The organism is Streptomyces niveiscabiei, from assembly GCF_001419795.1.
GTDB classification, from domain to species: Bacteria; Actinomycetota; Actinomycetes; order Streptomycetales; family Streptomycetaceae; genus Streptomyces; species Streptomyces niveiscabiei.
In genome coordinates this window covers 346-26,972 of record NZ_LIRL01000415.1, presented here as the reverse complement: position 1 = coordinate 26,972, position 26,627 = coordinate 346, and the positions used below count along the sequence as shown (strand labels likewise).

Here is a 26,627-nt window from a genome sequence, read left to right as displayed (position 1 = left end):
TGTCTCCGGCGGTGGCGGCCGGGACCGAACGCGTTCCCGGGTCTTGGTGACCGGGAGCGGAAGGCTTGTGCGGCACGGTTGTCAGGGACCGTGCCGCACAAGCGGTCAGTGGTGGCCGGCCGTCGTTTCGGCCTGGCGCGTGCGGTCGGCTGCCGGGCCGCCCCGGCGGACGACGGAGGGAGTGGTGCGCAGGACTCCGGCTCCCGCGGCCGTGGTCACGCACAGCAGCGTCAGGAGAACGAAGGCGTGGTCGAGGGCGACGAGGTGGGCCAGCCAGCCGATCACGGCGGGGCCGGCGAGCATGCCCACGTAGCCGAGTCCGGCGACGCGGGAGACGTTGGCCCCGGCGGTGGTGGGGTCGGCGTGGCCGGCCGCGCTGAACAGCTGAGGGACGCAGCCGGACAGGCCCAGCCCGAACAGCGCCCAGCCGGTGAACACCGCCCACAGCCCCGAGCCCAGGGCGACGAGGGTGATGCCGAGGGCGGCCAGGGCCGCGCCGTGGCGCACGATCGCGAGGGAGCCGAACCGGGCGGCGATGCCGTCGGCGAGCAGTCGGCCGACGGTCATGGCCGCGGCGAAGGTGCCGTAGGCGAAGGCCGCCACTCCGGCGGAGGCGCCCATGACGTCCTTCAGGTGCAGGGCGCTCCAGTCGTTGGCGGCGCCTTCGCAGAGCATCACCATCAGTGCCAGGACGGCCAGCAGCCAGACCCGGCCCGTGCTGCCGCCCTCGGCGGGCGGCGTCGTCCCGGCGACCGACGCGGGGCCTGTGCTCTCGGCGGCGGGGGCGGGCAGCAGGGCACGCGCCGCGGTCAGGGCGATCACGACGCCGGCCGCCCCCATGGCGGCCATGGCCACCGCCGGGTGCAGGCCGGCGCTCGCCGTGCCCGCCGCGGTGAGCGCGGCGAGGACACCTCCGACGGAGAACGTGGCGTGGAAGCCGGACATGACGGGGCGGCCGTACGCCTTCTCCACGTGTACGGCGTGGGTGTTCATGCTCACGTCCAGGCAGCCGTTGCAGAACCCGAAGACCAGCAGCGCGGCAGCGAGCGTCCACGGGTCCTGGGCGAGTCCGGGCAGGAGCAGGGTCGCGCCGCTCAGTGCGCCGCCGGCGGGTACCACGGTGCGGGTGCCGAGGCGGTCGGTCAGGGGACCCGCCACCTGCATCCCCGCGAAGGCCCCGACCCCGAGCACCAGCAGCAGGCCGCCGAGCGCGGCGTGACTGATGCCGACGCGCTCCTCGATCGCGGGGATGTGCACCACCCAGGTGCCCATCAAGGTGCCGCACAGGACGAAGTAGACGTAGGTCGCCACGCGGGCGGATCGCAGGGAACGTTCCATGCCGAACACCATAACGAACAAGTGAGATGTTTGGAAAGCCGCCTAATGAACACGTTGGTTGTTCGTTTTCAGATGGTGTTCAATCACGGCATGAGGAACGCAGAGCGACAGGCACTGATCGCGAAGGTGGTCAGGGACTCCGGAGGGGCCACGGTCCAGAAGCTGGCCGAGCAGACCGGCGCCTCCGAGATGACCATCCGGCGTGACCTCGACCTCCTCGCCGCCCAGGGCGTGCTCGAACGCGTCCGCGGCGGGGCCCGCACGCTGCTGCTCCGGGGCGAGGAGCCCCCCTTCGCGCTGCGTGTCCGTGAGGCGGTCGAGGCCAAGCGCCGGATCGCGGCCGAGATCTGCGCACTCGTCGCCGACGGCGAGAGCGTCCTGCTGGACAGCGGCACCACCTGCCTGGAGGTCGCCCGCCTCCTGCGCGAGCGGTCCGTCACGGTGATGCCGTTGTCCCTCCAGGCCATCCACCTGTTCGCCGAGACACCCGGCCCCGCCACGCTGGTCGTGCCCGGCGGACAGCCCCGCGCCGCCGAGGGAGCCCTCACCGGGCCCCTCACCCTCGCGTCCCTGGCGGCCCTGCGCTTCGACACCGCCGTCATCGGCTGCTGCGGGCTGAACGCGGCCGACGGTCTGACCGCCTACGACCTCGACGACGCCGCGGTGAAGAAGGCGGGCATCTCCTCGGCCCGCCGGGTGATCGCCGCCGCCGACGGCGGCAAACTCGGCCACACGGCCTACGCGCACGTCTGCCCCGCCGCCTCGCTGCACACCCTGGTCACCGACACCACCGCCGCCGCGGACGAGGTCACCGCACTCGAAGCGGGCGGGACCGTCGTCCGGACCGTCTGACCCCGCGCCCCGGGCGTCAGCCCGACGACGTCCGGATGAACGAGGCGGCCCGCTCACCGATCATGATCGCGGGGGCGTTGGTGTTCCCGGTGACGAGGGTCGGCATGACCGACGTGTCCGCCACGCGGACGTTCTCCAGCCCGCGCACGCGGAGTTCATGGTCGACGACCTTGCCCATCATGCAGGTGCCCGACGGGTGGTAGAAGGAGAACGACTGTGTGCGGATGAAGTCGTCGATGTCCTGGTCGCTGTCCGACACGGGGGCCAGTCCGGCGTCCGCCGCCGCGCGCAGGTCCGCCTGGAGCAGGGACGTCAGCCGCTTCTCCCGGGCGATGCGCAGGCACAGCCGGACGCCCTCGCGCAGTCGCCTGCGGTCGTCGGGGTCGTCCAGGTAGTTTTGACATCCTCCCCCTCTTAAAAGAGGGGGATTCCAACCCATACGGGTTGAGGTTCACGGACACTCGACCCCTTGCGAGGTGTCATCCCTCCGGCACCGGCTGATCGCCGGGGGCGGGGGATCCCGCCCTGTCCTGCCACGACGTTGACTGCTGCGTTGGTGTCCGCGTTGCAGGTGAAGCCGCAGGAGGAGCACTCGAACTCGGCTTGGCTCTTGCGCGAGTTCTTGTCGATCCATCCACAGGCACTGCACCGCAGGCTGGTGTAGGGGGCGGGTACGTCTTCGACCCGGCCGGGGGCTTTGTGTTCGGTCCGCTGCCGCAGCAGTCCCCAGCCCTGGGCGAGGATGGCCCGGTTCAGTCCGGCCTTGGCCGCCCGGCCGTTCCTGAGGTACTGGCCGGGCCGGTCGGGGTCCGGCTTCGCCTTGGCCTTGGCGGTCATCGTCTTGATGTTCAGCTTCTCGAACCGCACGAGGTCGTAGGTGCGGGCGAGCATGGTGCTGGTCTTCTCGCACCAGTCCTTGCGCCGGTTAGCTTCGCGCGCCTTGAGCTTCGCGGCCTTCGCGTACTCGGCGGTCTTGCGGTCGCTGCCCCTGGGGGCGCGTGCTGCCCGGCGCTGGTGCTTGCGGATCCGGGCGCGCTCGCGGGTGGTGAGCTGGGGGCAGTTGAGATTGCGGCCGTCCGACAGTGCGGCGGTGATCTTTACGCCTCGGTCGATGCCGATGGCCTCGCCCGTGCCCGGCTTCTCGATCGGGTCGGGGATGACGGCGAACGCGATATGCCATTGGCTGTTCTTGTAGGTGACGCGGAACGTCTTCGCGGACGGGGGCCGGGCGCCTTTGCCTTTGGCGCTGAGGCGGAAGCGGACCCAGCCGCAGCCGGGCACCTTCACCTGCGCCCACCTGCGGTTGAGTTTCCGCACGACGACCGACCGGCCAAGGATCTGCTTGCCCTTGGCGTTCAGCTTCGGCGAGCCGTCGGTGCCGTATTCGGGTAGACGGTCGGTGCCGATGACGCGGAAGCCCTCGTGCCGGAACTTCCTGCGCCAGGTCGGCTCACCGAACCCCGAGGTGAAGCGTGCGTTCTTGGCCTGGGCGAAGTCCTTCAGCGCCTGCTGCTGCACATCGGCGTTCCCGGTGCCCAGCCATTCGTTCTCCCGCCGGGCCTCGGTGAGCTGACGGCACTGCTCGGCGAAACCGGGAGCGGACCCGCGCCAACGGCGCCAGTGCGAGTGCTGTTCGACGGCGAGGTTCCAGACGTACCGGGCGTGCGCGCAGTGCAGGAGCATCTGCTCTTCCTGTGCGCGCGTCGGGTACATTCGAAACCTGACCATGACCCCATTCTAGGGCTATTGTGACCCCATGGCAATCTTCAACTTCCGTATTCCTGACGACCTGTACACCGACCTCAAGGCCCTCGCGGCATCCGAGGAGCGCTCCGTGAACTCGGAGTTGCTGCATCTCGTGCGGCGTGCCGTCGAGGAGGGCGAACGCCGTTCCGCCCAGGGGGCGTAACGGCTCTCTGCCCTGCTCCGCAGGAGCTCGCATTCACCCCCGGCCTGAAGGCCGGGACACCCTGCGAGGAAGCACGGTGGAAGATACGCGGTTTGGCATAGGGGTGGGCGTGCCGCAGCCGCACCGAGCCGCGGCTCGCGGGCCGTGCGACGTAGGGCCCGAACGACATGCCCGGCTCCAGCGGCGCGGCAAGGCCCTCGTCACGGACGATGCCGAGCGCGGCGTGGACCTGGATGTCCGGGGCGGGGACGTCGTCGCCGGAGCTGAAGAAGCCGCCGACCTCGTTCCAGGCCATCGGGCCGCTGCCCTGCCGGCGAAGGAGCTGCTCCTCGGCGGAGGTGTCCGGTCCCACAAGCGGCCCGGTGTCGCTGAAGAAGCTGATGAAGCACCCGGTGTGGTCCTGCATGTTCCGGCCGACGTCCGGCAGGTCGTGCAGGGGGGTGATGCCTCCCGCGGTCAGTTCGTCGGCGGGGCCGACGCCGGACTGGAGGAGCAGGTGGGGCGAGTTGTAGGCGCCGAGGGACAGCACGATCTCGCGGTCGACGTGGATCGTCCGGACGGTTCCGAGGTGGTCGACCTCCAGACCGGCGGCCCGCGTGCCGTCGAAGCTCAGGCGCAGGGCGGTCGTCGAGGGGAGGACGGTGAGGTTCGGACGAGCGGCGGCCGGCTCCAGGAACGCGATCGCGCTGCTGCACCGCAGGCCGTTGCGCTGCGTGACCTGGTGGTAGCCCACACCCTCCTGATCGGCTCCGTTGAAGTCCGGGTTGCGCTGGTACCCCGCGTCCTGAGCCGCCTCGACCCAGGCCGTCAGCAGGGGGTGGACGGAGCGGGGATCGCTGACGGTGAGGGGGCCGCCGACGCCGTGGAAGTCGTCGGCTCCGCGCTCGTTGTCCTCGGACTTCTTGAAGAACGGCAGGACGTCGTCGTACCCCCAGCCGGGGTTGCCGAGCCGTTCCCAGGTGTCGTAGTCGTAGCGGTGCCCACGGACGTACAGCATCGTGTTCATGGAGCTGGTGCCGCCGATCACCCGGCCGCGCGGCAGGTAGGCGCGGCGCCCACCGAGTCGGGGCTCGGGTTCGGTCTCGAAGTCCCAGTCGTACGCCGTCTTGAGCTGCTGCGAGAACAGCGCCGGTATCTCGAAGAGGCGTCCCCGGGCCGGTGGCCCCGCTTCGATCAGCGCGACGGCGACCTCCGGATCCTCGGACAGCCGGGCCGCCAGCGCACAGCCGGACGAGCCGGCCCCGACCACGACATAGTCATACGCTTCCCTGTCCATTCCGCCTCCCTGGTGCTGACTTGTGGAGAGGCTAGAGGTGCCAGGTGCGCTCATCACATGCACGAAGTGAGCACTTGGGGAGTCGTTCATTGCCCATTTCGTGCATGTGCTGCATTCGGGCCGCTGCCTAGGCTCTCTTCGAAATACCGTGGCAAAGAGGGGACCCCGACTCATGTCCGACCCGGTCCGTCAGGATTACACGCCTCCGGGGCTTCGGCCCGATGCCCTCGTCCCAGCCGGTACCGCCGAGGAGATCAGCACCGATGTCCTGATCATCGGCTCCGGCATGGGCGGGTCCTCGCTGGCCTGGGCGCTGAAGGACTCCGGTCTCGACGTCCTCGTCGTGGAACGGGGCCGTTTCCTTCCCCGTGAACCCGAGAACTCGCAGCCGGCCGAGATGTACATCAAGGGCCGGTACAAGAACGCCGGCTATTGGTACGACGGCAGCAATGGCAAGCCGTTCGCGCCCGGCGTCTATTACTGGGTCGGCGGCAACACCCGCTTCTACGGCGCCATGCTGCCCCGTTTCCGGCGCAGCGACTTCACCGAGGTGGAGCACCACGAGGGCGTCTCGCGCGCCTGGCCTTTCGGCTACGACGACCTGGAGCCCTTCTACACCGCCATGGAGGAGTTGCTCCAGGTGCACGGGCAGACCGGTGAGGACCCGACCGAGCCGCCCCGCTCCAAGCCCTACCCGTACCCGGCGCTCCAGCACGAACCGGAGATCGAGCGTTTCTCCCGGTCGCTGCGCGGGCAGGGCCTGCACCCGTTCCACACCCCGAACGCCCTGAACATCAGCACCCAGGCCGACCGCGCCGCCGTGACGACCGCCGACGGCTGTCCCGACGAGACCGGCATGAAGTCCGACGCCGAGAACCGGCTCCTGCTGCCCGCGCTGAGCGACGGCGTGCAGATCCTCACGGGTGCGGAGATCACCCGCCTGATCACCTCGCCCGACGGCCGTAGGGTCGTCGCCGCCGAGGCACGGCACGAGGGCCGGACCCTCCGCATCAACGCCACGTCCTTCGCCCTCGCCGGAGGTGCCGTCAACTCGGCCGCGCTGCTGCTGCGTTCGGCCGACGACGCGCACCACCCGCAGGGCCTCGGCAACTCGTCAGGACTGCTGGGCCGCAACTACATGGTCCACAACAGCACCTTCTTCGTCGGGGTCAACCCGCTGCGGACCAATCCCACGAAGTGGCAGAAGACGCTCGGCCTGAACGACTTCTACGAGGCCGGACCGGGCACGCGCTTCCCGCTCGGGAACCTCCAGATGCTGGGCAAGTTGCAGGCCCCCATGCTGAAGCCGGCGCGTCCGTGGGCGCCGGCCTGGGCCCTGAAGCTCATGGCGGCCCGCAGCCTCGACATCTATCTGACGACCGAGGACCTCCCGTCCCGGGACAACCGGGTCCGGGTGGACGGCGACCGCATCCTCATCGACTGGACGCCGACCAACCTCGCCCCGCACCACGAACTCGTGCGCCGGGTGACCCGTGCGGTCCGCAGGGTCGGCTATCCGCTGATCTTCACCCAGCGCATGGGCATCGAGACCAACTCCCACATGTGCGGAACGGCCGTCGCGGGCCACGACCCGGCGCAAAGCGTGCTCGATCCGCTCTGCCGCAGCCATGACGTCGAGAACCTCTGGCTGGCCGATTCGTCGTTCTTCCCGTCCTCGGCGGCCCTCAACCCGGCCCTGACCATCGGGGCGAACGCCCTGCGCATCGCCCCCTCCCTCGCCAGGGCGACGAAAGGCTGACGTCATAGCGGTCCCGAACGGCCCGGGTCAGGTCCGCCGCAGCGTCGGCTTGCGCAGCAGGTCGTGTCCGCGCACGGCCAGTTGCAGCCGCTGCTGGTTGCTGACCTGCGTGAGGTCGAGGCCGAGGATCTCGGAGAGCTTGTCGAGGCGGTGGTAGAGGGTGCGTCGCTGGATGAAGAGTTCCTCCGCCGCACGTGCCTTGTTGCCACCGGAGTCGAGGAAGGTGCGCAGGGTCGGCAGCAGAGGGTTCTTCACCAGGGCGTCGTGCTCCAGGAGCGGACCGAGTTCATCCTCGACGTAACGCCTGAGCTCGGGCCCCTCGGAGAGGGCGACGAGGAGCCGTAGGGCCCCCAGGTCGTCGAAGTGACGTACTTCCGGGGTCGAGGCCGCCGAGGCGACGGACGCCGCGCTGCGGCTCTGGCGCAGGGCAATCGGAAGCACCGCCGGCTCCACGATGCGGCTGATGCCACCCCGTACCCCGCGATCGGCCAACAAGGTCTGCACATGGCCCGCGTCGGCGCGGGTGGGCAGGCCCACGACCGCCACGTCGAAGTCCCCGGTGTCGCCCACGACGGCAGGCCAGCCTGCCTCTTCCAGAAGACGGGCGAGGAGGTGGTCCTTGACGGGCTCCTCGTCCCCCGCCCATGCCGTGACGACGATCAGGTCCCGCCCGCGCAGGTCCTGGCCGAGCGCCAGGCTGAGGGTCACGAACCGCTCTCCGGTGATGTCTCCGAGCAGAAGCCGGTTGAGCAGCGCGGTCTGGCGCTGGGAGGCGCGGGCGCCGCTCTCCCGCTCGCTCAGCAGCGAGATCGCCACGGCCGCGGCGGCCCGCTCCAGTGTGCGCAGTTCGGGCGGGCTCGGCTGCGTCTCCCCGTGCAGCAGGTGGAGCCACCCCCACGACTCGCCGCGCAGCACCACGGGCTGGCGGGCGCAGGGCGCGACCTCGCGGAACGATGCCGCCGAGGCGGTCGGAACGTCGGGGCGCTGTGCCGCGAGCGATGTGTGGCGTTCGTGGATCGCCCGGGAGTGCGCGCTCCACTCGTCCACGACCCGGTCGGCCGCCGGCGTCGCGCCGCCGTACGCCAGCATCTGGTGGGCGACGTCCTCCAGCACCACGGGGTGCCCGGTGCGCCGGGCCAGCTCCCTGACCACGCCGACGTAGTCCTCGTCCGCGAGGAGCAGGTCCATGAACGCCTGGCTGGTGGCCTCCTCGGCGATCAGCTGTTTGACGCGCATTCCGACCAGCACCTCGTGGACCTGGGCCGACGTCTCGACGAAGGGGATCTCGTCGGCGAGCCCCACCAGGGGCAGGCCGACCGCCTCCGCCTCCTCGATCACCGCCTGCGGCATGGCGTCGAACACGCGCCCGGCGAGTTCGACGACGAGGACGGCCGCGTGGGCGTCCGCGAGCCGCCGGATGAAGGCACGCTGCTCGAACTCCGTCGCGCCCATGCCGAGGCCGGCCGTCAGCAGCATCTCCTGGCCGGTGAGGAAGCGGTGGATGTCCGGGATCTCACCGGTGTGCACCCAGCGCACGGGACGGTCCAGATTCCTCTCCCCGGCGTACACCCGCACGGTCGTGCGCGTGAACACCTCTAGCTCCAGTGCGGTGCGGACCGTCAGGACTTCAGCCATGAGCCACGACCTCGGTGTGTGCAGGATCGGCGGCCAATATTGCACACGTTGTGCCTGTCGTCACACCCCCCGTTTCCCCAGACTTCAGGTCAAGCCCGCAGGCACGACCCCGCGCAAGGAGTGCAGAGTGTCAGCCCACCACCAGACCATCAAGGCTCCTGTCGCCGTGACGACGTCACGGACCAGCCGTCCGGAAATCGTCGAGACCGTCGCGGACGTGATCGCCGACGTACGGGCCAACGGCGACGCCGCCGTGCGCCGCTGGTCGCAGAAGTTCGACGACTGGAGCCCCCGGTCCTACCGGCTCGGCCCCGACGAGATCGCCGCCGTCGTGTCCTCCGTCCCCGAGACGGTCCTCGACGACCTGCGGTTCGTCCAGCAGCAGGTCCGCGGCTTCGCCCAGGCGCAGCGGGACTCCCTCACCGACTTCGAGGTGGAGACGCTGCCCGGCGTCTTCCTGGGGCAGCGGAACATCCCCATCGGCGCGGCCGGCGCCTACGTGCCCGGTGGCCGCTACCCCCTCACCGCGTCCGCCCACATGACCGTCCTGACGGCCAAGGTCGCCGGTGTCGAACGGGTCGCCGCGACCACCCCGCCGGACCGGGGCGCGCCGCCGCCCGTCAGCGTCGCCGCGATGCACCTGGCCGGCGCCGACGAGATCTACGTCATGGGCGGTGTCCAGGCCGTTGCCGCCCTCGCGCTGGGCACCGAGACGATCGACGCGGTCGACATGCTCGCCGGGCCCGGCAACGCCTATGTGGCGGAAGCCAAGCGCCAGCTGTTCGGCGAGGTCGGCATCGACCTCTTCGCCGGACCGACGGAGGTACTGATCGTCGCCGACGGGACCGCGGACCCGTTCGTGGTGGCGACGGACCTGCTGTCCCAGGCCGAGCACGGCCCCGACTCCCCGGCCGTCCTCATCACGACGTCCGAGGACGTGGGCAGGCGGACCATCGACTGGGTGGACAAGCTGCTGCCGGGCCTGCCCACCGGCGGGGTCGCCGGTCCTGCCTGGCGCGACCACGGCGAGGTGATCGTGGTTCCTGCCCTGGACGCCGCCTACGCGCTCGCCGACCAGTACGCCAGCGAGCACGTCCAAGTCCTCACCGACCGGCCCCGCGAGGCCCTGCACCGCATGCGCAACTACGGCGCGCTGTTCCTCGGGGACAAGACCTGCGTCGCGTACGGCGACAAGGTCATCGGCACCAACCACGTCCTGCCCACCCTGGGAGCGGCCCGCTACACCGGCGGCCTCTGGGTCGGCAAGTACCTCAAGACCGTGACCTACCAGGAGATCAAGGACGCCGGTTCCAGTGCACGGTTCGGCGAGATCTGCGGCAGGGCCTCACGCATCGAGAACTTCGAGGGACACGCGCGCTCCGGAGACGTCCGCGCCGCGCGCTACGGATCGGCTCCGCTCGCCTGGACCGACCACACCTTCGAACAGAGCTGATCCGCGATGGCGGATCGCGTTTTATGCCGGCGCGCGGCAGCGGCCCGGCAGCCGTTCGACAAGGAGCCCTTCCCTCTCGACCCACGGAGATCGTCATGTCAGCCACCGGCAACGAGGCGTACGCGGCGCCCGCATCCACCCCCGCAGGCCCGTCGGACGGCGCCGAGAGCCCCGCCTCCTCGGCCGCGGACGCGGAAATGCTCGCTGTACTCGGCTACGAGCAGAAGTTCGACCGCAAGGTCAGCCTGTGGGCGAACTTCGCCCTGGGCTTCGTCTATCTCTCGCCCCTCGTGGGCGTCGTGGCCCTCTTCGCGGTCGGTCTGGCGACCGCCGGCGGACCGTCCGTCTTCTGGATCGGCATCGTCGGCGTGGGGCAGTTCCTGGTCGCGCTGGTCTTCGGCGAGGTCGTCTCGCAATTCCCCCTCGCCGGCGGGCTCTACCAGTGGGTCCGACGGCTGTGGAACGGGCGCTACGCCTGGTTCAACGCGTGGACCTACATCTGTTGCATCACCATCGGCATCACCAGCACCGCGCTGTTCAGCTCGGACTTCGCGGCCAGCCTCTTCGCCGGAACCGCCGGCGAGCCCGCCATCAGCTCCACTCCCGCCCAGCGCCTGTGGATCGCGATCGCGGTGAGCGTCGTCTGCCTGATCTGCAACTGCTTCGGCACCAGGACACTCGCGTTGATCTCGAAGATCGGACTCGCCGCGGAACTGATCGGCATCGTCCTCGTGGGCTGCTACCTGCTGATCTTCGAACGGCGCAACTCCGTCTCGGTCTTCTTCGAGACCAGCAGTTCCAGCCACGACAGCTACGTCATGGCCTTCATCGCCGCCTCGCTCGTCGGGCTGTTCCTCTTCTACGGCTTCGAGGCGTGCGGCGAGATCGCGGAGGAGGTTCCCAACCCCTCCCGCAGCATCCCGCGAGCCATGCAGCTGACCGTCGCCGTCGGCGGGGTGGCCGCGCTGTTCGCCTTCGTGGGGTACGCGCTCGCGGCTCCGGACCTCGCCTCGATCCTGTCCGGCGAGGACACCAACCCGATCCCCTCGATCCTCCAGAGCTCGGTCGGCACCGTCGGCACGAAGGCGGTGCTCATCGTGATCATGACGTCCTTCATCGCGGGTGTGATGAGCCAGCAGGCCGCCGCGAGCCGGATCGTCTTCTCCTTCGCCCGCGACGACATGTTCCCGGGTGCCCGCGTCTTCTCGCAGATCACCCGCAAGCACCGCGTCCCCATGAACGCGCTGCTGGCCGTGAACGTCCTGCCGCTGCTGCTCTTCGTGTTCGTCTACTACTCGCCCGACTCCCTCACCAAGATCGCGGCGTTCCAGATGCTGGCCGGATACGCGGCGTTCATGATGGTCGTCCTGGCCGCGCTGCGGATGCGCGTGAAGGGCTGGCGCCCCGCCGGAGCCTGGACGCTGGGCCGCTGGGGCTTCGCGGTGACCGTGGCGGCCCTGGTCTACGGCGTGCTCGGCATGGTCCTCCTCGCCTGGCCCACCGGCGACTCCGGAACCCCCTTCGTGGACCGGTGGATCGCACTCATCGGGTTCCTCGTCGTCTCGGCCGTGGGTCTGGTGTACCTGCTGGTGACGAAGCCGGAGCGCGCGTCCACCGCGCCGGAGGGCGACGCCATCGAGGTGGCCGAGCGTCTGCGCAGCCGCGCCGAAGCCCTTGCCCGTACGACCTCAGGGAGCACCGCATGACCCGTGTTCTGTATCTGTACGGAGGCTGGCCCGGCCACAAGCCCTACCAGGTGGCCGAGGAATGGGCCCTCCCGATCTTCAGGAACCTCGGGTTCGACGTCGAGGAGACCAACGACATCTTCTCCCTCGACGCCGACCTGACCGGTTACGACCTCATCGCGCTCAACTGGAACAACGCCCTGCTGTCCGAGGGCCTGACCGCGGCCCAGGAGTCGAACCTGCTGGGGGCCGTGGAGAACGGCACCGGGATCGCCGCCTGGCACGGCGCGGGTGCCGCGTTCCGCACCAGCCTCAAGTACCACTGGCTGCTCGGCGGCAGCTTCCTCGAACACCCCGCCGGCGAAGGGGTGAAGTACCCCTACGAGGTCACGATCACGGACACCGACCACACGATCACCGCCGGCGTGCGGGACTTCCGGGTCGCCTCCGAGCAGTACTACATGTCCGTCGACCCCAACAACCACGTCCTGGCCGAGACCGCCTTCACCGGCGAACACCTGCCCTGGCTGGAGGGAAAGACCATCCCCCAGGCCTGGACCCGCACCTGGGGACGGGGCCGCGTCTTCTACAGCGCGGTCGGACACGACCTCGACGACCTCCAGAACCCGGACGTCACCCGCCTGTGCACCCAGGGCTTCGCCTGGGCCGCCCGCCAGAACCCCTGACCCGACCGTCCGACCCAGCTTGATTGGGAGCACACCATGCCCGTCCTCACCGGAGGCCAGATCGTCGCGCGGACCCTGCGCAACTACGGGGTCGACGTCGTCGCCGGCATCCCCGGCCACGGCATCTGGTCACTGACCGACGCCTTCCTCGACGACGAGTCCAGGATCCCCTTCGTCCAGACCTTCCACGAGCAGAGCGCCGTCCACCTCGCCGACGGCTACTACCGAGTCACCGGCCGCCCGCAGGCCGCGGTGACCTCCATCGGCGCCGGCGCGAGCAACACCGTCATCGGCATGGGCACCGCGTTCACGGACTCCACCAGCGTCCTCGTCGTCACGGGCGGCCCGCCGACCCACATGCGCGGCCACGGACTGCTCCAGGAACTCGACCGCTACACGGCCAACGACTTCCCCAAGGTGGCCGAGGCGGTCAGCAAGCGGCACTGGGTCGTCACCCGGGTCGAGGAGCTCCCCTTCGTCCTGCACCGCTGTTTCAACTCCATGCTGACCGGCCGCCCGGGCCCGGTGCACCTCGAAGTCCCCATGGACGTACAGGCCGAGGCCGCGAACGTCGAACTCCACGACCTGGAGCGCCGTATCCCGGTCGGCCGCCAGCACCCCGACCCGGAGGCCGTCGACCGTGCCGTGGACGTGCTGCGCGCGGCCACCCGCCCGGTCGTCGTGGTCGGCGGCGGCGCGATCACCTCCGAGGCCTCCGACCAGGTTCTCGCGCTGGCCGAGCGATGGCAGATCCCGGTCGTCACCACGTGGAACGGCAAGAGCGCCTTCCCCGAGGACCATGAGCTGTTCGCCGGGAGCGTCGGCCAGACCGGCACCATGACGGGCAACGCGATCGCGAGCTCCGCCGACGTCGTCGTCTCGGTCGGCTGCCGCTTCACCGACTGGTCCGCCTCCAGTTACGCCAAGGGCGTCAGCTTCTCCATCCCGCCCGCGAAGCTCATCCACATCGACATCGACCCGCACGAGATCGGCAAGAACTACCCCGCCGAGGTGGGCATCGTCGCGGACGCGCAGCGTGCCGTGGCCGCGATCGTCGACTCCCTGCCCGCCCAGGGCGTCGACCGGTCCGAGTACCTCGCGGAACTCGCCCGGCTCAAGCGGGACTGGGAGGAGAAGCTCGCCGGCCGCCGCGACAGCGACCGCTTCCCCTTCACCTCCCAGCGCCCGCTCGGTGCGCTGCGCAACGTGCTCCCGCGCGACGCGATCATCGTCGCCGGCTCGGGCAACACCCAGGGAGCGGTCAAGCAGACCTTCCCGGTCTACTCGCCCCGCACCCACCTCACCTCCGGTGGCTTCTCCTCCATGGGCTGGGCGATCCCGGCAGCCGTGGGCGCCAAGCTCGCCCGGCCCGACAGCCCCGTGGTGTGCGTCCTCGGCGACGGCGACTTCCTCATGACCTCACAGGAGATCGCCCTGAGCGTCACCGCCGGCGCGCCGGTGATCTTCGTCGTCCAGAACAACGCGGGCTACATGTCGATCCGCGGCGGCCAGCGCAAGCAGACCTCCCGGCACATCGGCACCGAGTTCTCCCACCCCGACGGCTCGCCCTACAGCCCCGACTTCGCCGCCATGGGCCGGGCCTTCGGCATCGAGTCGTACAAGGTCAACGACGCGGAGTCCCTGGAGCCGACCCTGCGCAAGGCTGTCCAGTCCGGCGCCCCCGCCGTGATCGAGGTCCCCACGGACCGCGACGCCGCGGGCCCCTGGGTCCCCGGCTGGTGGGACTTCCCGATCCCGGCCTACATCACCGACGAGCGCCAGGACGAGTACGACCGCATCAGGTCCACGGAGCAACACCTCTGAGCCAGCCCGCCGCCAGCAACAACCGACCGCCCGTGCAGCCGAGCCAGGCCGCAGGGGCGGTCGCCGGCCCCATCCGGCCTCGCCAAAGCCTGCCCGGCAGCACGAGGGCCGGGGCTGAGGCCGACGTGGAGGCCCTGGTGGACTGTTCCGATCACCACCCAGGTCAGGTCCGCACGGTCCCGACCGCCAGCACCGGATCGAGCGGCGGCACGAGTTCCGCCGTGGCGACGGCGAGGAGACGCGGCGGGACGTCGCCGTCCGACAGCCCGCTGACGTAGGCGAGAGCTTCCGCGGGAGACAGCATCGGCAGCTTCCGGCGCAGGTTCCGCGCGGTACGGGTACGTCCCTGTGCGGCGGCGGACTCGCGCAGGGCATCGTGGAGTTCATCGAGCGCCGTCCGTACCGCCAACCCCCGTATCCGCGCGCGATAGTCGTCCTCCCACTCCCCGCCGAGCGCCGACAGGACGCCGATCACGTGCAGACCCCCGTCGACCCGGTCCACCAGATACGGCCCGTTGCCGGCCGGCATGACCCCGGCCCCGGTCTCACTTCTTCAGCGCCGACAGTGGCCGCGCGATGTCCTCCAGGGAGCGGCGTTCGGCGGCGATCGCCAGGGCTACGGCCACCAGGCCCGCCGCGCACATCAGGGCTGCGCCGATCGAGAAGGCCAGGACGGTGTCGGCCACGTGGCCTGTTTCCGTGAGGTCCGCGAAGAGGAGGGGGCCGCTGATGCCGCCGGCCGCTGTGCCGAGGGCGTAGAAGAAGGCGATGGACATGGCGCGGGTCTCCATGGGGAAGATCTCGGAGACGGTGAGGTAGGCGCTGGAGGCTCCGGCGGAGGCGAAGAAGAGGACGGCGCACCAGCAAGCCGTCAACGTCCCCGCGTCCAGGGCGCCTTGGCCGAAGAGCCAGGCCGTCGCGAAGAGGAGGGCGCCGGAGAGGAGGTAGGTGCCGGAGATCATGGCCCGGCGGCCGACGGTGTCGAAGAGGCGGCCCAGCAGCAGGGGGCCGCAGAAGTTGCCGGCCGCGATCACGGCGAAGTAGTAGCCCGTGTGGTCGGCCGGGATGTCGTAGAACGTCGTGAGGATGGCCCCGAAGCCGAAGGTGATGGCGTTGTAGAGGAACGCCTGGCCGATGAAGAGGGAGAAGCCGAGGACGGCGCGCCTGCGGTAGCGGCCGAAGACGGTGCGGGCGATCTCCAGGAACGTCACGGCGCCGCGCTGACGGATCTCCAACTCGCTGTCGGGCGGCAGCAGTTCGGTGCCCGTCTCGGCCTCCACCCGCCGTTCGATCCCCGCGACGATCTCCTCGGCCTCCCGCTCCCGCCCATGGATCAGCAGCCACCTCGGGCTCTCGGGAACGTGGCGCCGCACGAGCAGGATCACCAGCGCGAGGACGGCGCCGAGCGCGAACGTCAGCCGCCAGCCGACGTCCCTCGGCAGGAGCCCGGTGTCGAGGGCGACGACGGACAGCAGCGAACCCCCGACCGCGCCGAGCCAGAAACTCCCGTTGATCATGAGGTCGACCCGGCCCCGGTAGTCCGCCGGGATCAGTTCGTCGATCGCGGAGTTGATCGCCGCGTACTCGCCCCCGATGCCGAACCCGGTGAGGAACCGGAACAGGAAGAACCACCAGGCCTCCCAGGCGACCGCCGTCAACGCGGTGGCGGCGAGGTACACCGCCAGGGTGACCATGAACAGCTTGCGCCGCCCGAACCGGTCCGTGAGCCGCCCCCAGAACAGCGCACCGGAGCACGCCCCGGCGACGTACAGCGCGGCGGCGAGGCCCGTGATCTGCCCGGAGGTGATCGCGAGGCCGCTGCCGTCCTCGGCGAGCCGCCCGGCGATGTTCCCGACGACGGTGACCTCCAGGCCGTCGAGCACCCACACGGTCCCGAGCCCGATGACGACGGTCCAGTGCCACCGCGACCAGGGCAGCCGGTCCAGCCGCGCGGGAATGTCCGTGACGATCGTCGTTCCGCTCTCCTCGACCACGCTCATGGCATCCTCCCGCGCCCCGAGTGCCCAGATCCCCCGGGCTCACGCGGCGCGAAGTGCCCCACCGGGTCCGGCTCCTACGGGTCGGCAGTCATCTGCGGGCGAGCCGTCCGGCGAGGGTGTCGGCGAACTCCTGCGCGCGATCGAGCTGGCTGCGCAGGTCGGCGACGCGGTGCTGGGCGGCCCGTTCGACGCCCCGGATGCGGTCGAGGAGGCGGGCGCGTTCGCGGGGCAGGAGGTGGGCGCCGGAGTCGAGGCGGTCCATGGCCTCCAGGAGGGCCCGCGTCTCGTCGAGGGTGAAGCCGAGGGGCGCCATGCGGCGGATGACCATGAGGCGGGCCACGTCGGACTCGGTGTAGAGGCGGAAGCCGCCCTGGGAACGGGCGGAGGGGGTGACGAGGCCGGCGTCCTCGTAGGAGCGGATCGTGCGCAGCGACAGTTCGGTGCGTGCGGCGACCTCGCCGATCTGCATGTGCTCGCTGCTCACGCGGGGTGTGCCCTTCTCTGTGTCGGTGCCGTACGGCGCTCTTTCATAGCGCGTCGCCGCCGTCGCCCGCTCATTTCCCGCCACCGCGGGCACCGGCCGCCGCGCGCATTCCCGGTTGGCCGAAAGGTTCACCCCATCTCCCCGCTTCGACCTGCCGATTCACACATGGACGGGTCGGCGGCGGCCTAAACCCGATCCCCGCTAAGGATCTCGAAACAGTCGAGACACGAGGCCATAACACTGACAGGTCGGCGGACATACAACGCTGAGTACGGGCAGGCGCCCCGGCACGACGAAAGCGTTTGCTCGATCAGGGGACTTCACTTGATGCTCAGCCAGACCGTCCTGACCCGCCGCCGGCTCCTCGGCCTTGCCTCGGCCGGTGCCCTCGCGGGGGTCGCCGCGTGCAGCAAGACCGAGAGCGGGGGCGCGAGCGACGCGGATCTGCTCGCGAGCCTCAGGAAGCGGGGGTACGTCAAGGTCGCGTACGCGAACGAGGCGCCGTACGGATTCGAGGAGGGCGGCACCCTCAAGGGGGAGGCGCCCGCGCTGCACGCCGAGGTGTTCAAGGCGCTCGGCGTGCCGGAGCTGCGGCCGGTGTTCTCGGAGTGGGACGGGCTGATCCCGGGTCTGCTGGCGGGGAAGTACGAGGTGATCAGCGCCGGCATGGCGATCCTGCCCGACCGCTGCGAGAAGGCCGCCTTCTCGGAGCCGGAGTTCATCTCGCCGACCGCGATGATGGTCCCGGCGGGCAACCCCAAGAAGCTCACCGACCTGGAGTCGGCGAAGCGGGCCGGAGTGACCCTCGGGGTGATGTCGGGGGCCGCCGAGAAGGGGTACGTGGAGGCGGCGGGGATCTCCTCCGGCAAGGTCAAGACGCTCACGAAGCCGCAGGACGGCGCCGACGCGGTGAAGAACGGGCGGATCGACGCCTTCGTCCTCACCGGCATCTCGCTGCGCTGGCTGGCGAAGACCAACAAAGGCCTCCTGGTCACCGAGCCGTTCGTGCCGATGGTCGGCGGGGTCAAGCAGTACAGCCCGGGCGGCGCCGTCTTCCGCAAGAGCGCGATCTCCCTGCGGGACGCCTTCAACACCGAGCTGAAGAAGGTCACGTCGGACCGCGCCCGGTACGTGAAGCTGCTCTCGCCGTACGGATTCACCGCCGCCGAGCTCCCGCCCGCGAACCTGACGACCGCGCAGCTGTGCGCCGCGTGACGCGGAGGCACGGCCATGGGTGACTTCCTGTCCGTCTTCTTCTCCGAACTCCCCTCTGTCGGCTCGGGGTTGTGGGTGACCGTCGAGGCGACCGCGCTGGGCGCGCTGCTCGCCGTCGCCGTCGCGTTCGCGTGCGGCCTGGCCGCGACGTCCCGCGCCCGCGCCCCGCGCTGGACGTCGCGGATCGTCGTCGAGTTCTTCCGGGGCACGTCCCTGTACATCCAGCTCTTCTGGCTGTACTACGCGTTCCCGCTGCTGACGGGGTACGAGTTCGGCCCGCTGGTCTGCGGGGTCCTCGCGTTCGGCCTGAACTACGGGGCGTACGGCTCCGAGGTCGTGCGGGGTGCGCTCGCCGCCGTGCCCGCACCGCAGCGCGAGGCCGCCATGGCGCTCAACTTCACTCCCCTGCAACGCCTTTACCGCGTGGTGCTGCCGCAGGCGTGGCCGCAGATGATCCCGCCGTTCACGAACCTCCTCATCCAGATGCTGAAGGCGACGCCGCTGCTGTGGCTGATCTCGGTGGCGGATCTGACGACGGTGGTCCAGACGCTGCGTGACCGCACCGGCGAGACGGTGCCCGCGTATCTGACGCTGCTGGTCCTGTACTTCGTGCTGGCGTGGCTGCTGACGGCGGGGATGCGGGTGCTGGAGCGGCACGCCGCTGCCCGCCTCGGACGAACCTCGATGGCCATGAGCGGGGGGCGCTCGTGAACTACCAATGGGACTGGGAGGCCGCCCGCGAGGCGCTCCCCCTGCTGCTCGAAGGCTTCAAGACCACTGTCCTGGCAACGGTGTTGGGCACGCTCGTCGCCGCCGTCCTCGGCCTCGCGCTCGCGATCGGCGGGCGTGCGCCCAGCCGCTGGGTGACGTTCCCCCTCAAGGCCGTCCTGGAGTTCGTGCGCTCCACCCCGCTGCTGGTCCAACTCGTGGGCGCGTACGCGGTGTTCACCACCGTGTCACCACTGACGATCGGCGTCGCCGTGCTCGGCATCCACTACTCGGCGTACCTCGCGGAGGTCTACCGCGCCGGTATCGACGCCGTGCCGAAGGGCCAGTGGGAGGCCGCGCGCGCCCTGTCGCTGTCGCCGTCGCGGACCTGGCGGGACGTCGTCCTGCCGCAGGCGGTCCGTACGGTGCTGCCGGCGCTCGGCAACTACGCGATCGCGATGTTCAAGGAGACCCCGTTCCTCGCCGTGATCACGGTGTCGGAGATGGTCGCGCAGGCCCGCGAGTACGGCGCCGACCACTTCGCCTACCCCGAAGCCTTCACCCTCGCCGGACTGGTCTTCCTGCTGGCGAGCTACCCGACCTCGCTCGCCCTGAGGAAGCTGGAGCAACGCCTTGGCCACTGACATCGCACCCCAGCCCCATGAAGATCCGGAGAGTTCCGTGACCGCGCCGCCGATGATCCGCTTCGAACGGGTCGTCAAGCGCTACGGCGACCACACCGTCCTCGACGAGCTGGACTTCCGTGTCGAACGCGGCCGGCACATCACGCTGATCGGCCCCTCCGGCTCCGGCAAGACCACGATCCTGCGGCTGCTGATGACGCTGGAGCGGGTGTCGGACGGCGTGATCTGGGTGGACGGCGAACCGCTGTCGCACCGGCGCGCGGACGACGGCTCTCTCAAGCCCGCCGACGAGAAGCACCTGCGGCAGGTCCGGCGAAGGATCGGCATGGTGTTCCAGCACTTCAACCTGTTCCCGCACATGAACGTCCTGCGCAACATCACCGAGGCCCCCGTGCGCGCTCTCGGGCAGCCCAAGGAGCAGGCCGAGACGCGGGCGCGGGAGCTCCTCGACATGGTCGGCCTCGCGGACAAGGCCCTGGAGCATCCGACGCGGCTGTCCGGCGGGCAGCAGCAACGCGTCGCCATCGCCCGGGCGTTGGCCATGGAGCCGGAGATCCTCCTGCTCGACGAGGTGACCTCGGCGCTGGACCCCGAACTCGTCTCCGGCGTCCTGGACCTGCTGCGGGAGATCGCGTCCACGACCGACATCACCCTGCTGTGCGTCACCCACGAGATGGGGTTCGCGCGGGACGTCTCCGACGAGGTCCTGATGTTCGACGCGGGGCAGGTCGTGGAGGCGGGGAGCCCCGAGCAGCTCTTCAACGCGCCGAGCCACCGCCGTACGCGGGAATTCCTGAGCGCCGTCCTGTGAACTCCCGTACAGCAGCGCGCAGTCCGCCTGACCGCTCCCCCGCACGTTCCCCTGTTCCCGACCCTAGGGACCCATGCCCTTTCAGCCTGCCCTGACCATCGACCGACCGACCGTGGACGACGGTGCCGCGCTGTGGCGCATCGCCCGTGACTCCCGGGTACTCGACCTCAACTCCCCCTACAGCTACCTCCTGTGGTGCCGCGACTTCGCGGACACCTCGGCCGTCGCTCGGCACGAGGGCGACCCCGTCGCCTTCGTCACCGGCTATCTGCGGCCCGAGCGGCCCGGGACCCTCTTCGTCTGGCAGATCGCCGTGGACGACGCCCATCAGGGGCGGGGCCTCGCCGGTGCACTGCTCGACGCGCTGACCGTACGGGTCGCCGCGTCCTCGGTGGAGACCACCATCACGCAGGACAACGCGGCCTCGCGCGCGCTGTTCGCGTCGTACGCGGCGCGGCACGGCGCCGGTGTCGAGGAGACCGTGCTCTTCGACGACGAACTCTTCCCCGGCGACGGGCACGAGCCCGAGGTGCTGCACCGCATCGGCCCCCTTCGCTGACTCACCCCCCACACCCTGTGTCTGGAGTACCCGCATGACCACCATCGAGACGCCCCTGAGTACGTTCGAACTGCTGGAGTCCGAGGTCCGCAGCTACTGCCGCGGCTGGCCCGTCGTCTTCGACCAGGCGCGCGGCAGCCATCTGTGGTCCGAGGACGGGCGCCGCTACCTGGACTTCTTCGCCGGTGCCGGTTCCCTCAACTACGGCCACAACAACCCCGTACTGAAACGCGCGCTGCTCGACTACCTGGAGAACGACGGCATCACGCACGGCCTGGACATGGCGACCACCGCCAAACGGGCCTTCCTGGAGAGCTTCCACGACCTCGTCCTCAAGCCGCGCGACCTGCCGTACAAGGTGATGTTCCCGGGGCCGACGGGGACCAACGCGGTGGAGTCCGCGCTGAAGCTGGCGCGCAAGGCGAAGGGGCGGGAGTCCGTCGTCTCGTTCACCAACGCCTTCCACGGGATGACGCTGGGCTCGCTCGCGGTCACCGGGAACGCGTTCAAGCGGGCCGGGGCGGGGATTCCGCTGGTCCACGGGACGCCGATGCCGTTCGACGACTATCTCGACGGGCAGGTCCCGGACTTCCTGTGGTTCGAGCGGCTCCTCGCGGACACCGGGTCCGGGCTGAACCATCCGGCGGCCGTCATCGTGGAGACCGTGCAGGGCGAGGGCGGCATCAACGTCGCCCGGCCCGAGTGGCTGCGCGGGCTCGCGGCGCTGTGCGAGCGGCACGACATGCTGCTGATCGTCGACGACATCCAGATGGGGTGCGGTCGTACGGGGTCGTTCTTCTCCTTCGAGGAGGCGGGGATCACGCCGGACATCGTGACCGTGTCGAAGTCCATCAGCGGGTACGGGCTGCCGATGGCGCTCACCCTGTTCAGGCCCGAGCTGGACCTGTGGGAGCCGGGTGAGCACAACGGGACGTTCCGGGGCAACAACCCGGCGTTCGTGACGGCGACGGCCGCGCTGCACGCGTACTGGGCCGACAAGGAGACGGAGCTGCGGACGGCGCGGCTCGGTGAACACGTCGAGCAGCGGCTGCTCGCGCTGTGCGCGGAGCACACGGGGACGTCCTGCCGGGGGCGCGGGCTGGTGTGGGGGGTCGAGTTCGAGGACCCGGCGCGGGCGTCCGAGGTGTGTGCGCGGGCCTTCGAGCGGGGGCTGCTGCTGGAGACGTCGGGGCCGGAGGGGGAGGTCGTGAAGCTGCTGCCGGCGCTGACGGTGAGTGAGGCGGAGCTGGACGAGGGGCTGGACATTCTCGAACGGGCCGTGCGCGCGTCGGGCTGAACTTCGGGGCGGGCGCGGAGGCCCTGCGCCCGGCAAGGCAGACACAAAGATTGGCGTAAAAATGATCATCAGATCTCTCGCGGAGATCGAGAACACCGACCGGCATGTCCGCTCCCAGTCCGGCACCTGGGAGAGCAAACGCATCGTCCTCGCCCGCGAGAAGGTCGGGTTCTCGCTGCACGAGACGGTGCTGTACGCCGGGACCGAGACCAGCATGTGGTACGCGAACCACGTCGAGGCGGTCCTGTGCGTCGAGGGCGAGGCGGAGCTCACCGACGACGAGACGGGCCTCACCCACCTCATCACCCCCGGCACGATGTACCTCCTCGACGGCCACGAGCGGCACACCCTGCGGCCGAAGACCGACTTCCGGTGCGTGTGCGTGTTCAACCCGCCCGTCACCGGCCGCGAGGACCACGACGAGAACGGCGTCTATCCCCTGCTCCTGGAGGACTGATCCCTTGGCTTCCTCTCCCGCCTAAAGGCGGGGGATTCCAGCGGTTGCCCGCTGGGGTTCCTGCTTCACCGACGACTGCCCCGTCCGGGAGGACTCCCGTTGAGGTCTTACACCGTCTCCACAGGCAGACGCCGCCAGCCCGGCGGCCAGGATGTTGCGAGCCGCGTTCACGTCGCGGTCATGCACCGCGCCACACTCACACGTCCACGCGCGGACGTTCAGCGGCAGCTTCGATGCGACCGTGCCGCAGTTCCCGCACAGCTTGCTGCTGGGGAAGAAGCGGTCGATCACGACGAGTTCACGCCCGTACCAGGCGCACTTGTACTCCAGCATGGAGCGCAGTTGCGTCCACGACGCATCACTGATGGCGCGTGCGAGGGTGCCGTTCTTCAGCAGGTTGCGGACCGTGAGGTCCTCGATCACGACCGTTTGGTTCTCACGGACGAGACGAGTCGACAGCTTGTGCAGGAAGTCACGGCGCCGGTCAACGATCCGCGCATGCACGCGGGCGACCCTGCGTCGGGCCTTCTCCCGGTTGTTGGAGCCCTTCGCCTTCCGCGACAGCTCACGCTGAGCCTTGGCGAGACGGGCGCGGTCACGGCGCTCGTGCCGTCGGTTGGCGATCTTCTCGCCGGTGGACAGGGTCACCAAGGAGGTGATCCCGGCGTCCAGGCCGACGGCCGCCGTGGTGGCGGCGGCCGGGGCGATGGTGTCCTGGCACAGCAGGGACACGAACCAGCGGCCCGCCGAATCGCGGGACACGGTCACCGTGGTCGGCTCCGTCCCCTCGGGCAGCGGACGCGACCAGCGAATGTCCAACGGCTCGGCCATCTTCGCGAGCGTCAGCTTCTCCTCGCGCCAGGTGAAAGCGGAGCGGGTGTACTCGGCCGACGCACCCGACTTCTTCCGCGACTTGAAGCGCGGATACTTCGCGCGCTTGGCGAAGAAGTTCCCGAACGCCGTCTGCAGATGGCGCAGCGCCTGCTGCAGCGGCACCGAGGACACCTCGGCCAGGAAAGCCAGTTCCCCGGTCTTCTTCCACTCCGTGAGTACGGCGGAGGACTGCACGTAGGAGATGCGGCGCTGCTCGCCGTACCAGGCCCGGGTGCGCTCCTCCAGCGCCTTGTTGTAGACGAGGCGGACGCAGCCGAACGTGCGCGACAGCTCAGCCGCCTGCTCGCCTGTGGGGTAGAAGCGGTACTTGAACGCCCGCTTGACCTGCCGCGTCACGCCTCACACCGTATCAACTTCCGTGTGGCCAGCGGGTGTCGGCCGGTGGATGGCGCACGTCGGTCCGCCCTGGCGGCGAACCGGCTTTCCCTGCCCTGCTCCGCAGGAGCTTCGTTTCCTCCCCGGTCTGAAGGCCGGGGTATCCACGAAGGACAGACCCAATGACCATGCTCACCGACCTCTACCCGAGCCGTGGCCCCCGCGAAGTCACGACCCCCCGTCAGGACCCGGTCGTCTGGTCGGCCCCCGGCACCCCCGGGCCGATCACCGCGGCCGACCTCGCCGCGTACGACACGGACGGCTTCCTCGCGGTCGACCGGCTCGTCGAACCGGCCGAAGTGGACGTCTACCGGGCGGAGTTGAACCGTCTGCTGAACGACCCGGCGGTCCGCGCCGACGAGCGCGCCATCGTCGAACCCCGCTCCGGCGAGGTCCGTTCGGTCTTCGAGGTGCACCGGATCAGCGAGGTGTTCGCCGCTCTCGTGCGCGACGAGCGCGTCGCGGGCCGGGCCCGCCAGATCCTCGGCTCCGACGTGTACGTCCACCAGTCCCGCATCAACGTCAAGCCCGGTTTCGGCGCGTCCGGTTTCTACTGGCACTCCGACTTCGAGACGTGGCACGCGGAGGACGGCCTGCCCCGGATGCGCACGGTGTCGGTGTCCATCGCGCTCACCCCCAACCTGGACACCAACGGCGGGCTCATGATCATGCCGGGCTCGCACCGGACGTTCCTGGGGTGCGCGGGCGAGACGCCCAAGGACAACTACAAGCGCTCCCTCCAGATGCAGGACGCGGGCACCCCGTCCCACAAGGCGCTCACCGGGCTGGCCGACGCGCACGGCATCCGCCTCTTCACCGGCCCGGCCGGCTCGGCGGTCTGGTTCGACTGCAACGCCATGCACGGCTCCGGCGACAACATCACCCCCTACCCGCGCTCCAACCTGTTCGTCGTCTTCAACAGCGTCGACAACGAGGCGGTGGAACCCTTCGCGGCGCCTGTACGCCGCCCCGAATTCATCGGGGCCCGGGATTTCACGCCCGTGCGCTAGGAAGTGACCGGCAGGTCTCCTCCCCCGAGGTCAGGCCCGCTTCCTGAAGACGAGCACCTCGGTGGTGGCGACCCCCATGGGGGCGAGGAAACCGGCCTCCAGGTCGCAGCCGAGGGTCTCGAAGAGGTCCACGCAGGTACGGCGGGGCATGGCTGCCGGGAAGGAGCCGTGCCCCTCGCCGCCCTGCGTGGCCCAGGTGCGCACGGCGGCCGGGTCCAGGCAGGTCTCCGTCATCACGTCGAAGACGATCCGTCCGCCGGGCCGCGTGACCCGGGCCATCTCGAAGAAGTAGCGGCAGGCGCAGAGGAAGGTCACGGTGCTGAAGACCTTGTGGGCCTGTACGAGGTCGATGGCGGCGTCGGGGGTCGGGGCGAGGCTGCACCCCTCGGTGGGGCGGGCGACCACGCCGAACGTGTTGACGAGGTGGTCGGCCCAGGGCGCCGCCGTCTCGTATATCTCGTAGCGCTCGGGCGAGCACTCCTCCAGCGTCCTTTCCAGGTACCGCCCGGACCCGGGGCCGATCTCCAGCACCGTGCGCGGGCCGTCGGCGAAGACGCCGAGCGCGCGGAGCCGGTCGATGGTGGCCCGGGTGGCGCCGGGCGTCCCGTTCATGACCTCGTCGATGTAGTCACCGACCGGCAGACCGGCCGCCCGTGCGGCATTCATCGTCGCCTCGAACGGGATGAACTCGTCGACCCCGCCCTGGATCCTGGTGCTGCGCACGATGTCGAATCCGGCGCGCCCCAGGAGCCGTTTGACTCCGGACTTCACTACAGACATTCCGCCCCCTGCTCTGTCTGCCCCGAGGCCACCACCCTCCCAGATGCTTACCTTCTTTTGTGATGAAATCCCCGATCTGTCAGCACATGGCCCCGGGTCCCGGGAAGTGCGGGCTCACGCCGGGGGCGCCGTCTCACGGGGCATCACCAGAGCCGACAGCACCGCGGGCACGGCGCCGATCAGCAGCATGACGGCCGGCCAGGAGGTGGCCGCGAGGATGCCGGGGATGACCAGGGGCGTGAGGAAGGCGCCCGCGAAGACCATGGTGTTCTCCATCCCCAGCGCGGTCCCGGAGCGCTCCTTGCCTGCCATGATCGCGATCTCGGCGTAGTGGACGCCGTGCCAGCCGCAGGAGAGCAGCCCGGCCAGGACCATGAGGGCCGCCGCGAGCCAGGCGGGCCCCGACTCGCACAGGGCGAGGGCGGCGAAGCAGGCGGCGATGATCCAGCTGTAGGCGATGACCAGGGTGCGGCGGTGCCGGCCGCCCCGCCGGTCCGTCCACCGGCCGCTCGCCACGCGGGAGACCGCGCCGAGGGCCTGGACGGCGAAGAGCAGTCCGGAGATGGTGCCGATGCCGACGTGGTGCACGGTGTGGAGGTAGATCGCGGCGAACGACAGGACGGTGAACTGGGGGAAGTCGAGGAGGAACGCGCTGATCGAGATCCGCCAGATGATCCAGCGCCGCAGCGGGCTGACGGTGGTGGCGCGGTGGCCGGCCGGCGGCAGCGGCGGTTCGTCGAGCCAGCAGACGATGACGAGGGTCGCGACGAGCGCGAACGCCGTCAGGAAGCCGTACACAGCGCGGAAGCCGACGTGCAGCGCGAGGGTGGGCAGGATGAGCGCGCCGATGGCGCCGCCGAGCGGGACGGCCGCGACGCGCAGGCTGATGGCGAAGCCGTGGCTGCCGGGCGGGAACCAGCCCATGACGGCCCGGCCCGAGGCGCTGTTGACGCAGCCGCCGAGCGCGCCGGCCAGC

25 protein-coding genes and 1 pseudogene are annotated in these 26,627 nt (G+C 70.1%); 15 read left to right on the top strand and 11 right to left on the bottom strand.

The genetic code is table 11. The features are described from left to right. Positions 1 to 105 precede the first annotated feature (105 nt). Positions 106 to 1,338 (bottom strand): MFS transporter, encoded by a 1,233-nt coding sequence (locus AOK24_RS20460; RefSeq protein WP_240554019.1) that lies wholly within the window; start codon positions 1,336 to 1,338, stop codon positions 106 to 108. A gap of 90 nt (positions 1,339 to 1,428) precedes the next feature. On the opposite strand from AOK24_RS20460, the gene AOK24_RS20455 reads away from it, so the two are divergent. Continuing rightward, entirely contained in the window at positions 1,429 to 2,190 is a 762-nt protein-coding gene (locus tag AOK24_RS20455; protein ID WP_055721520.1) for a DeoR/GlpR family DNA-binding transcription regulator, read from the top strand. Positions 2,191 to 2,206: 16 nt separating this feature from the next. Here AOK24_RS20455 and AOK24_RS46100 read toward each other — a convergent pair whose 3' ends face one another. Both AOK24_RS46100 and AOK24_RS20445 read right to left on the bottom strand, forming a co-directional pair. Further along, positions 2,207 to 2,629, bottom strand: coding sequence for a GMC oxidoreductase (locus tag AOK24_RS46100; RefSeq protein ID WP_079056904.1), 423 nt, complete (start codon positions 2,627 to 2,629; stop codon positions 2,207 to 2,209). Next, positions 2,605 to 3,918, bottom strand: a complete 1,314-nt coding sequence (locus AOK24_RS20445; RefSeq protein WP_055721507.1) for an RNA-guided endonuclease InsQ/TnpB family protein — start codon at positions 3,916 to 3,918, stop codon at positions 2,605 to 2,607. Before AOK24_RS20445 ends, AOK24_RS46100 begins: the two co-directional genes overlap by 25 nt. Before the next feature lie 28 nt (positions 3,919 to 3,946). Here AOK24_RS20445 and AOK24_RS52760 point away from each other — a divergent pair. Beyond that, positions 3,947 to 4,012: pseudogene (locus tag AOK24_RS52760) on the top strand (hypothetical protein); the annotation flags it as partial. Here AOK24_RS52760 and AOK24_RS20440 read toward each other — a convergent pair. Then, positions 3,993 to 5,375, bottom strand: coding sequence for a GMC family oxidoreductase (locus tag AOK24_RS20440; RefSeq protein ID WP_240554017.1), 1,383 nt, complete (start codon positions 5,373 to 5,375; stop codon positions 3,993 to 3,995). The pseudogene AOK24_RS52760 and the gene AOK24_RS20440 sit on opposite strands and share 20 nt — an antisense overlap. Before the next feature lie 172 nt (positions 5,376 to 5,547). Between AOK24_RS20440 and AOK24_RS20435 the strand changes: the two genes are divergently transcribed. Next, positions 5,548 to 7,134, top strand: coding sequence for a GMC oxidoreductase (locus tag AOK24_RS20435; RefSeq protein ID WP_055721506.1), 1,587 nt, complete (start codon positions 5,548 to 5,550; stop codon positions 7,132 to 7,134). A 27-nt stretch (positions 7,135 to 7,161) separates the two neighbouring features. Here the strand turns inward: AOK24_RS20435 and AOK24_RS20430 are convergent, their stop codons facing one another. Further along, positions 7,162 to 8,769: a PucR family transcriptional regulator gene (locus tag AOK24_RS20430; RefSeq protein ID WP_055721505.1), complete on the bottom strand. Its 1,608-nt coding sequence runs from the start codon at positions 8,767 to 8,769 to the stop codon at positions 7,162 to 7,164. A 127-nt stretch (positions 8,770 to 8,896) separates the two neighbouring features. On the opposite strand from AOK24_RS20430, the gene hisD reads away from it, so the two are divergent. The 4 genes from hisD (at position 8,897) to AOK24_RS20410 (ending at position 14,417) form a co-directional block, all read left to right on the top strand. Beyond that, positions 8,897 to 10,222, top strand: a complete 1,326-nt coding sequence (gene hisD / locus AOK24_RS20425; RefSeq protein WP_055721504.1) for a histidinol dehydrogenase — start codon at positions 8,897 to 8,899, stop codon at positions 10,220 to 10,222. A 95-nt stretch (positions 10,223 to 10,317) separates the two neighbouring features. Then, the gene (locus tag AOK24_RS20420; protein WP_079056902.1) at positions 10,318 to 11,928 is read left to right on the top strand and encodes an APC family permease; all 1,611 of its coding nucleotides are present in this window, start codon (positions 10,318 to 10,320) and stop codon (positions 11,926 to 11,928) included. Next, the gene (locus AOK24_RS20415; protein WP_055721503.1) at positions 11,925 to 12,593 is read left to right on the top strand and encodes a ThuA domain-containing protein; all 669 of its coding nucleotides are present in this window, start codon (positions 11,925 to 11,927) and stop codon (positions 12,591 to 12,593) included. The genes AOK24_RS20420 and AOK24_RS20415 overlap by 4 nt, the downstream gene beginning before the upstream one ends. A gap of 36 nt (positions 12,594 to 12,629) precedes the next feature. Beyond that, positions 12,630 to 14,417 (top strand): thiamine pyrophosphate-binding protein, encoded by a 1,788-nt coding sequence (locus AOK24_RS20410; protein ID WP_055721502.1) that lies wholly within the window; start codon positions 12,630 to 12,632, stop codon positions 14,415 to 14,417. Between the two features lie 163 nt (positions 14,418 to 14,580). Here the strand turns inward: AOK24_RS20410 and AOK24_RS20405 are convergent, their stop codons facing one another. The 3 genes from AOK24_RS20405 to AOK24_RS20395 all read right to left on the bottom strand — a co-directional run bounded on the left by AOK24_RS20405 (position 14,581) and on the right by AOK24_RS20395 (position 16,901). Beyond that, positions 14,581 to 14,946 (bottom strand): hypothetical protein, encoded by a 366-nt coding sequence (locus AOK24_RS20405; RefSeq protein ID WP_240554015.1) that lies wholly within the window; start codon positions 14,944 to 14,946, stop codon positions 14,581 to 14,583. A 16-nt stretch (positions 14,947 to 14,962) separates the two neighbouring features. Continuing rightward, the gene (locus AOK24_RS20400; protein ID WP_055721501.1) at positions 14,963 to 16,417 is read right to left on the bottom strand and encodes an MFS transporter; all 1,455 of its coding nucleotides are present in this window, start codon (positions 16,415 to 16,417) and stop codon (positions 14,963 to 14,965) included. Between the two features lie 88 nt (positions 16,418 to 16,505). Beyond that, entirely contained in the window at positions 16,506 to 16,901 is a 396-nt protein-coding gene (locus tag AOK24_RS20395) for a MerR family transcriptional regulator (RefSeq protein WP_055721500.1), read from the bottom strand. Between the two features lie 327 nt (positions 16,902 to 17,228). Here AOK24_RS20395 and ehuB point away from each other — a divergent pair, with 327 nt between their 5' ends. From ehuB to AOK24_RS20360, 7 genes are all read left to right on the top strand, one after another. Continuing rightward, positions 17,229 to 18,116 carry an ectoine/hydroxyectoine ABC transporter substrate-binding protein EhuB gene (gene ehuB, locus AOK24_RS20390; protein WP_055721499.1) on the top strand — a complete coding sequence of 296 codons (888 nt, stop codon included), beginning with the start codon at positions 17,229 to 17,231 and terminating at the stop codon, positions 18,114 to 18,116. 15 nt (positions 18,117 to 18,131) lie between these two features. Further along, on the top strand, positions 18,132 to 18,827 hold the full coding sequence (gene ehuC, locus AOK24_RS20385) for an ectoine/hydroxyectoine ABC transporter permease subunit EhuC (protein ID WP_055721498.1): 696 nt from the start codon (positions 18,132 to 18,134) through the stop codon (positions 18,825 to 18,827). Then, positions 18,824 to 19,468, top strand: a complete 645-nt coding sequence (gene ehuD / locus AOK24_RS20380) for an ectoine/hydroxyectoine ABC transporter permease subunit EhuD (protein WP_055721497.1) — start codon at positions 18,824 to 18,826, stop codon at positions 19,466 to 19,468. Before ehuC ends, ehuD begins: the two co-directional genes overlap by 4 nt. Continuing rightward, positions 19,458 to 20,279, top strand: coding sequence for an ectoine/hydroxyectoine ABC transporter ATP-binding protein EhuA (ehuA, locus tag AOK24_RS20375; protein WP_055721496.1), 822 nt, complete (start codon positions 19,458 to 19,460; stop codon positions 20,277 to 20,279). Before ehuD ends, ehuA begins: the two co-directional genes overlap by 11 nt. Positions 20,280 to 20,352: 73 nt before the next feature. Then, the gene (gene ectA / locus AOK24_RS20370; RefSeq protein ID WP_206191239.1) at positions 20,353 to 20,838 is read left to right on the top strand and encodes a diaminobutyrate acetyltransferase; all 486 of its coding nucleotides are present in this window, start codon (positions 20,353 to 20,355) and stop codon (positions 20,836 to 20,838) included. 34 nt (positions 20,839 to 20,872) lie between these two features. After that, entirely contained in the window at positions 20,873 to 22,135 is a 1,263-nt protein-coding gene (ectB, locus tag AOK24_RS20365) for a diaminobutyrate--2-oxoglutarate transaminase (RefSeq protein WP_055721495.1), read from the top strand. Positions 22,136 to 22,196: 61 nt separating this feature from the next. Further along, positions 22,197 to 22,592, top strand: a complete 396-nt coding sequence (locus AOK24_RS20360) for an ectoine synthase (protein ID WP_055721494.1) — start codon at positions 22,197 to 22,199, stop codon at positions 22,590 to 22,592. A 21-nt stretch (positions 22,593 to 22,613) separates the two neighbouring features. Here the strand turns inward: AOK24_RS20360 and AOK24_RS20355 are convergent, their stop codons facing one another. Further along, a complete protein-coding gene (locus tag AOK24_RS20355) occupies positions 22,614 to 23,822 on the bottom strand; it encodes an RNA-guided endonuclease InsQ/TnpB family protein (RefSeq protein ID WP_055721493.1) in 1,209 nt (402 codons plus the stop codon). A 161-nt stretch (positions 23,823 to 23,983) separates the two neighbouring features. Here AOK24_RS20355 and thpD point away from each other — a divergent pair, with 161 nt between their 5' ends. Beyond that, entirely contained in the window at positions 23,984 to 24,871 is an 888-nt protein-coding gene (gene thpD / locus AOK24_RS20350; protein WP_055721492.1) for an ectoine hydroxylase, read from the top strand. A gap of 30 nt (positions 24,872 to 24,901) precedes the next feature. On the opposite strand, the gene AOK24_RS20345 is transcribed toward thpD, so the two are convergent. Together AOK24_RS20345 and AOK24_RS20340 are read right to left on the bottom strand one after the other, a co-directional pair. Further along, positions 24,902 to 25,651, bottom strand: a complete 750-nt coding sequence (locus AOK24_RS20345; protein WP_055721491.1) for a methyltransferase domain-containing protein — start codon at positions 25,649 to 25,651, stop codon at positions 24,902 to 24,904. A 114-nt stretch (positions 25,652 to 25,765) separates the two neighbouring features. Next, positions 25,766 to 26,627: MFS transporter (locus AOK24_RS20340; protein WP_159051936.1), on the bottom strand; the 862-nt coding region annotated here is incomplete at its 5' end.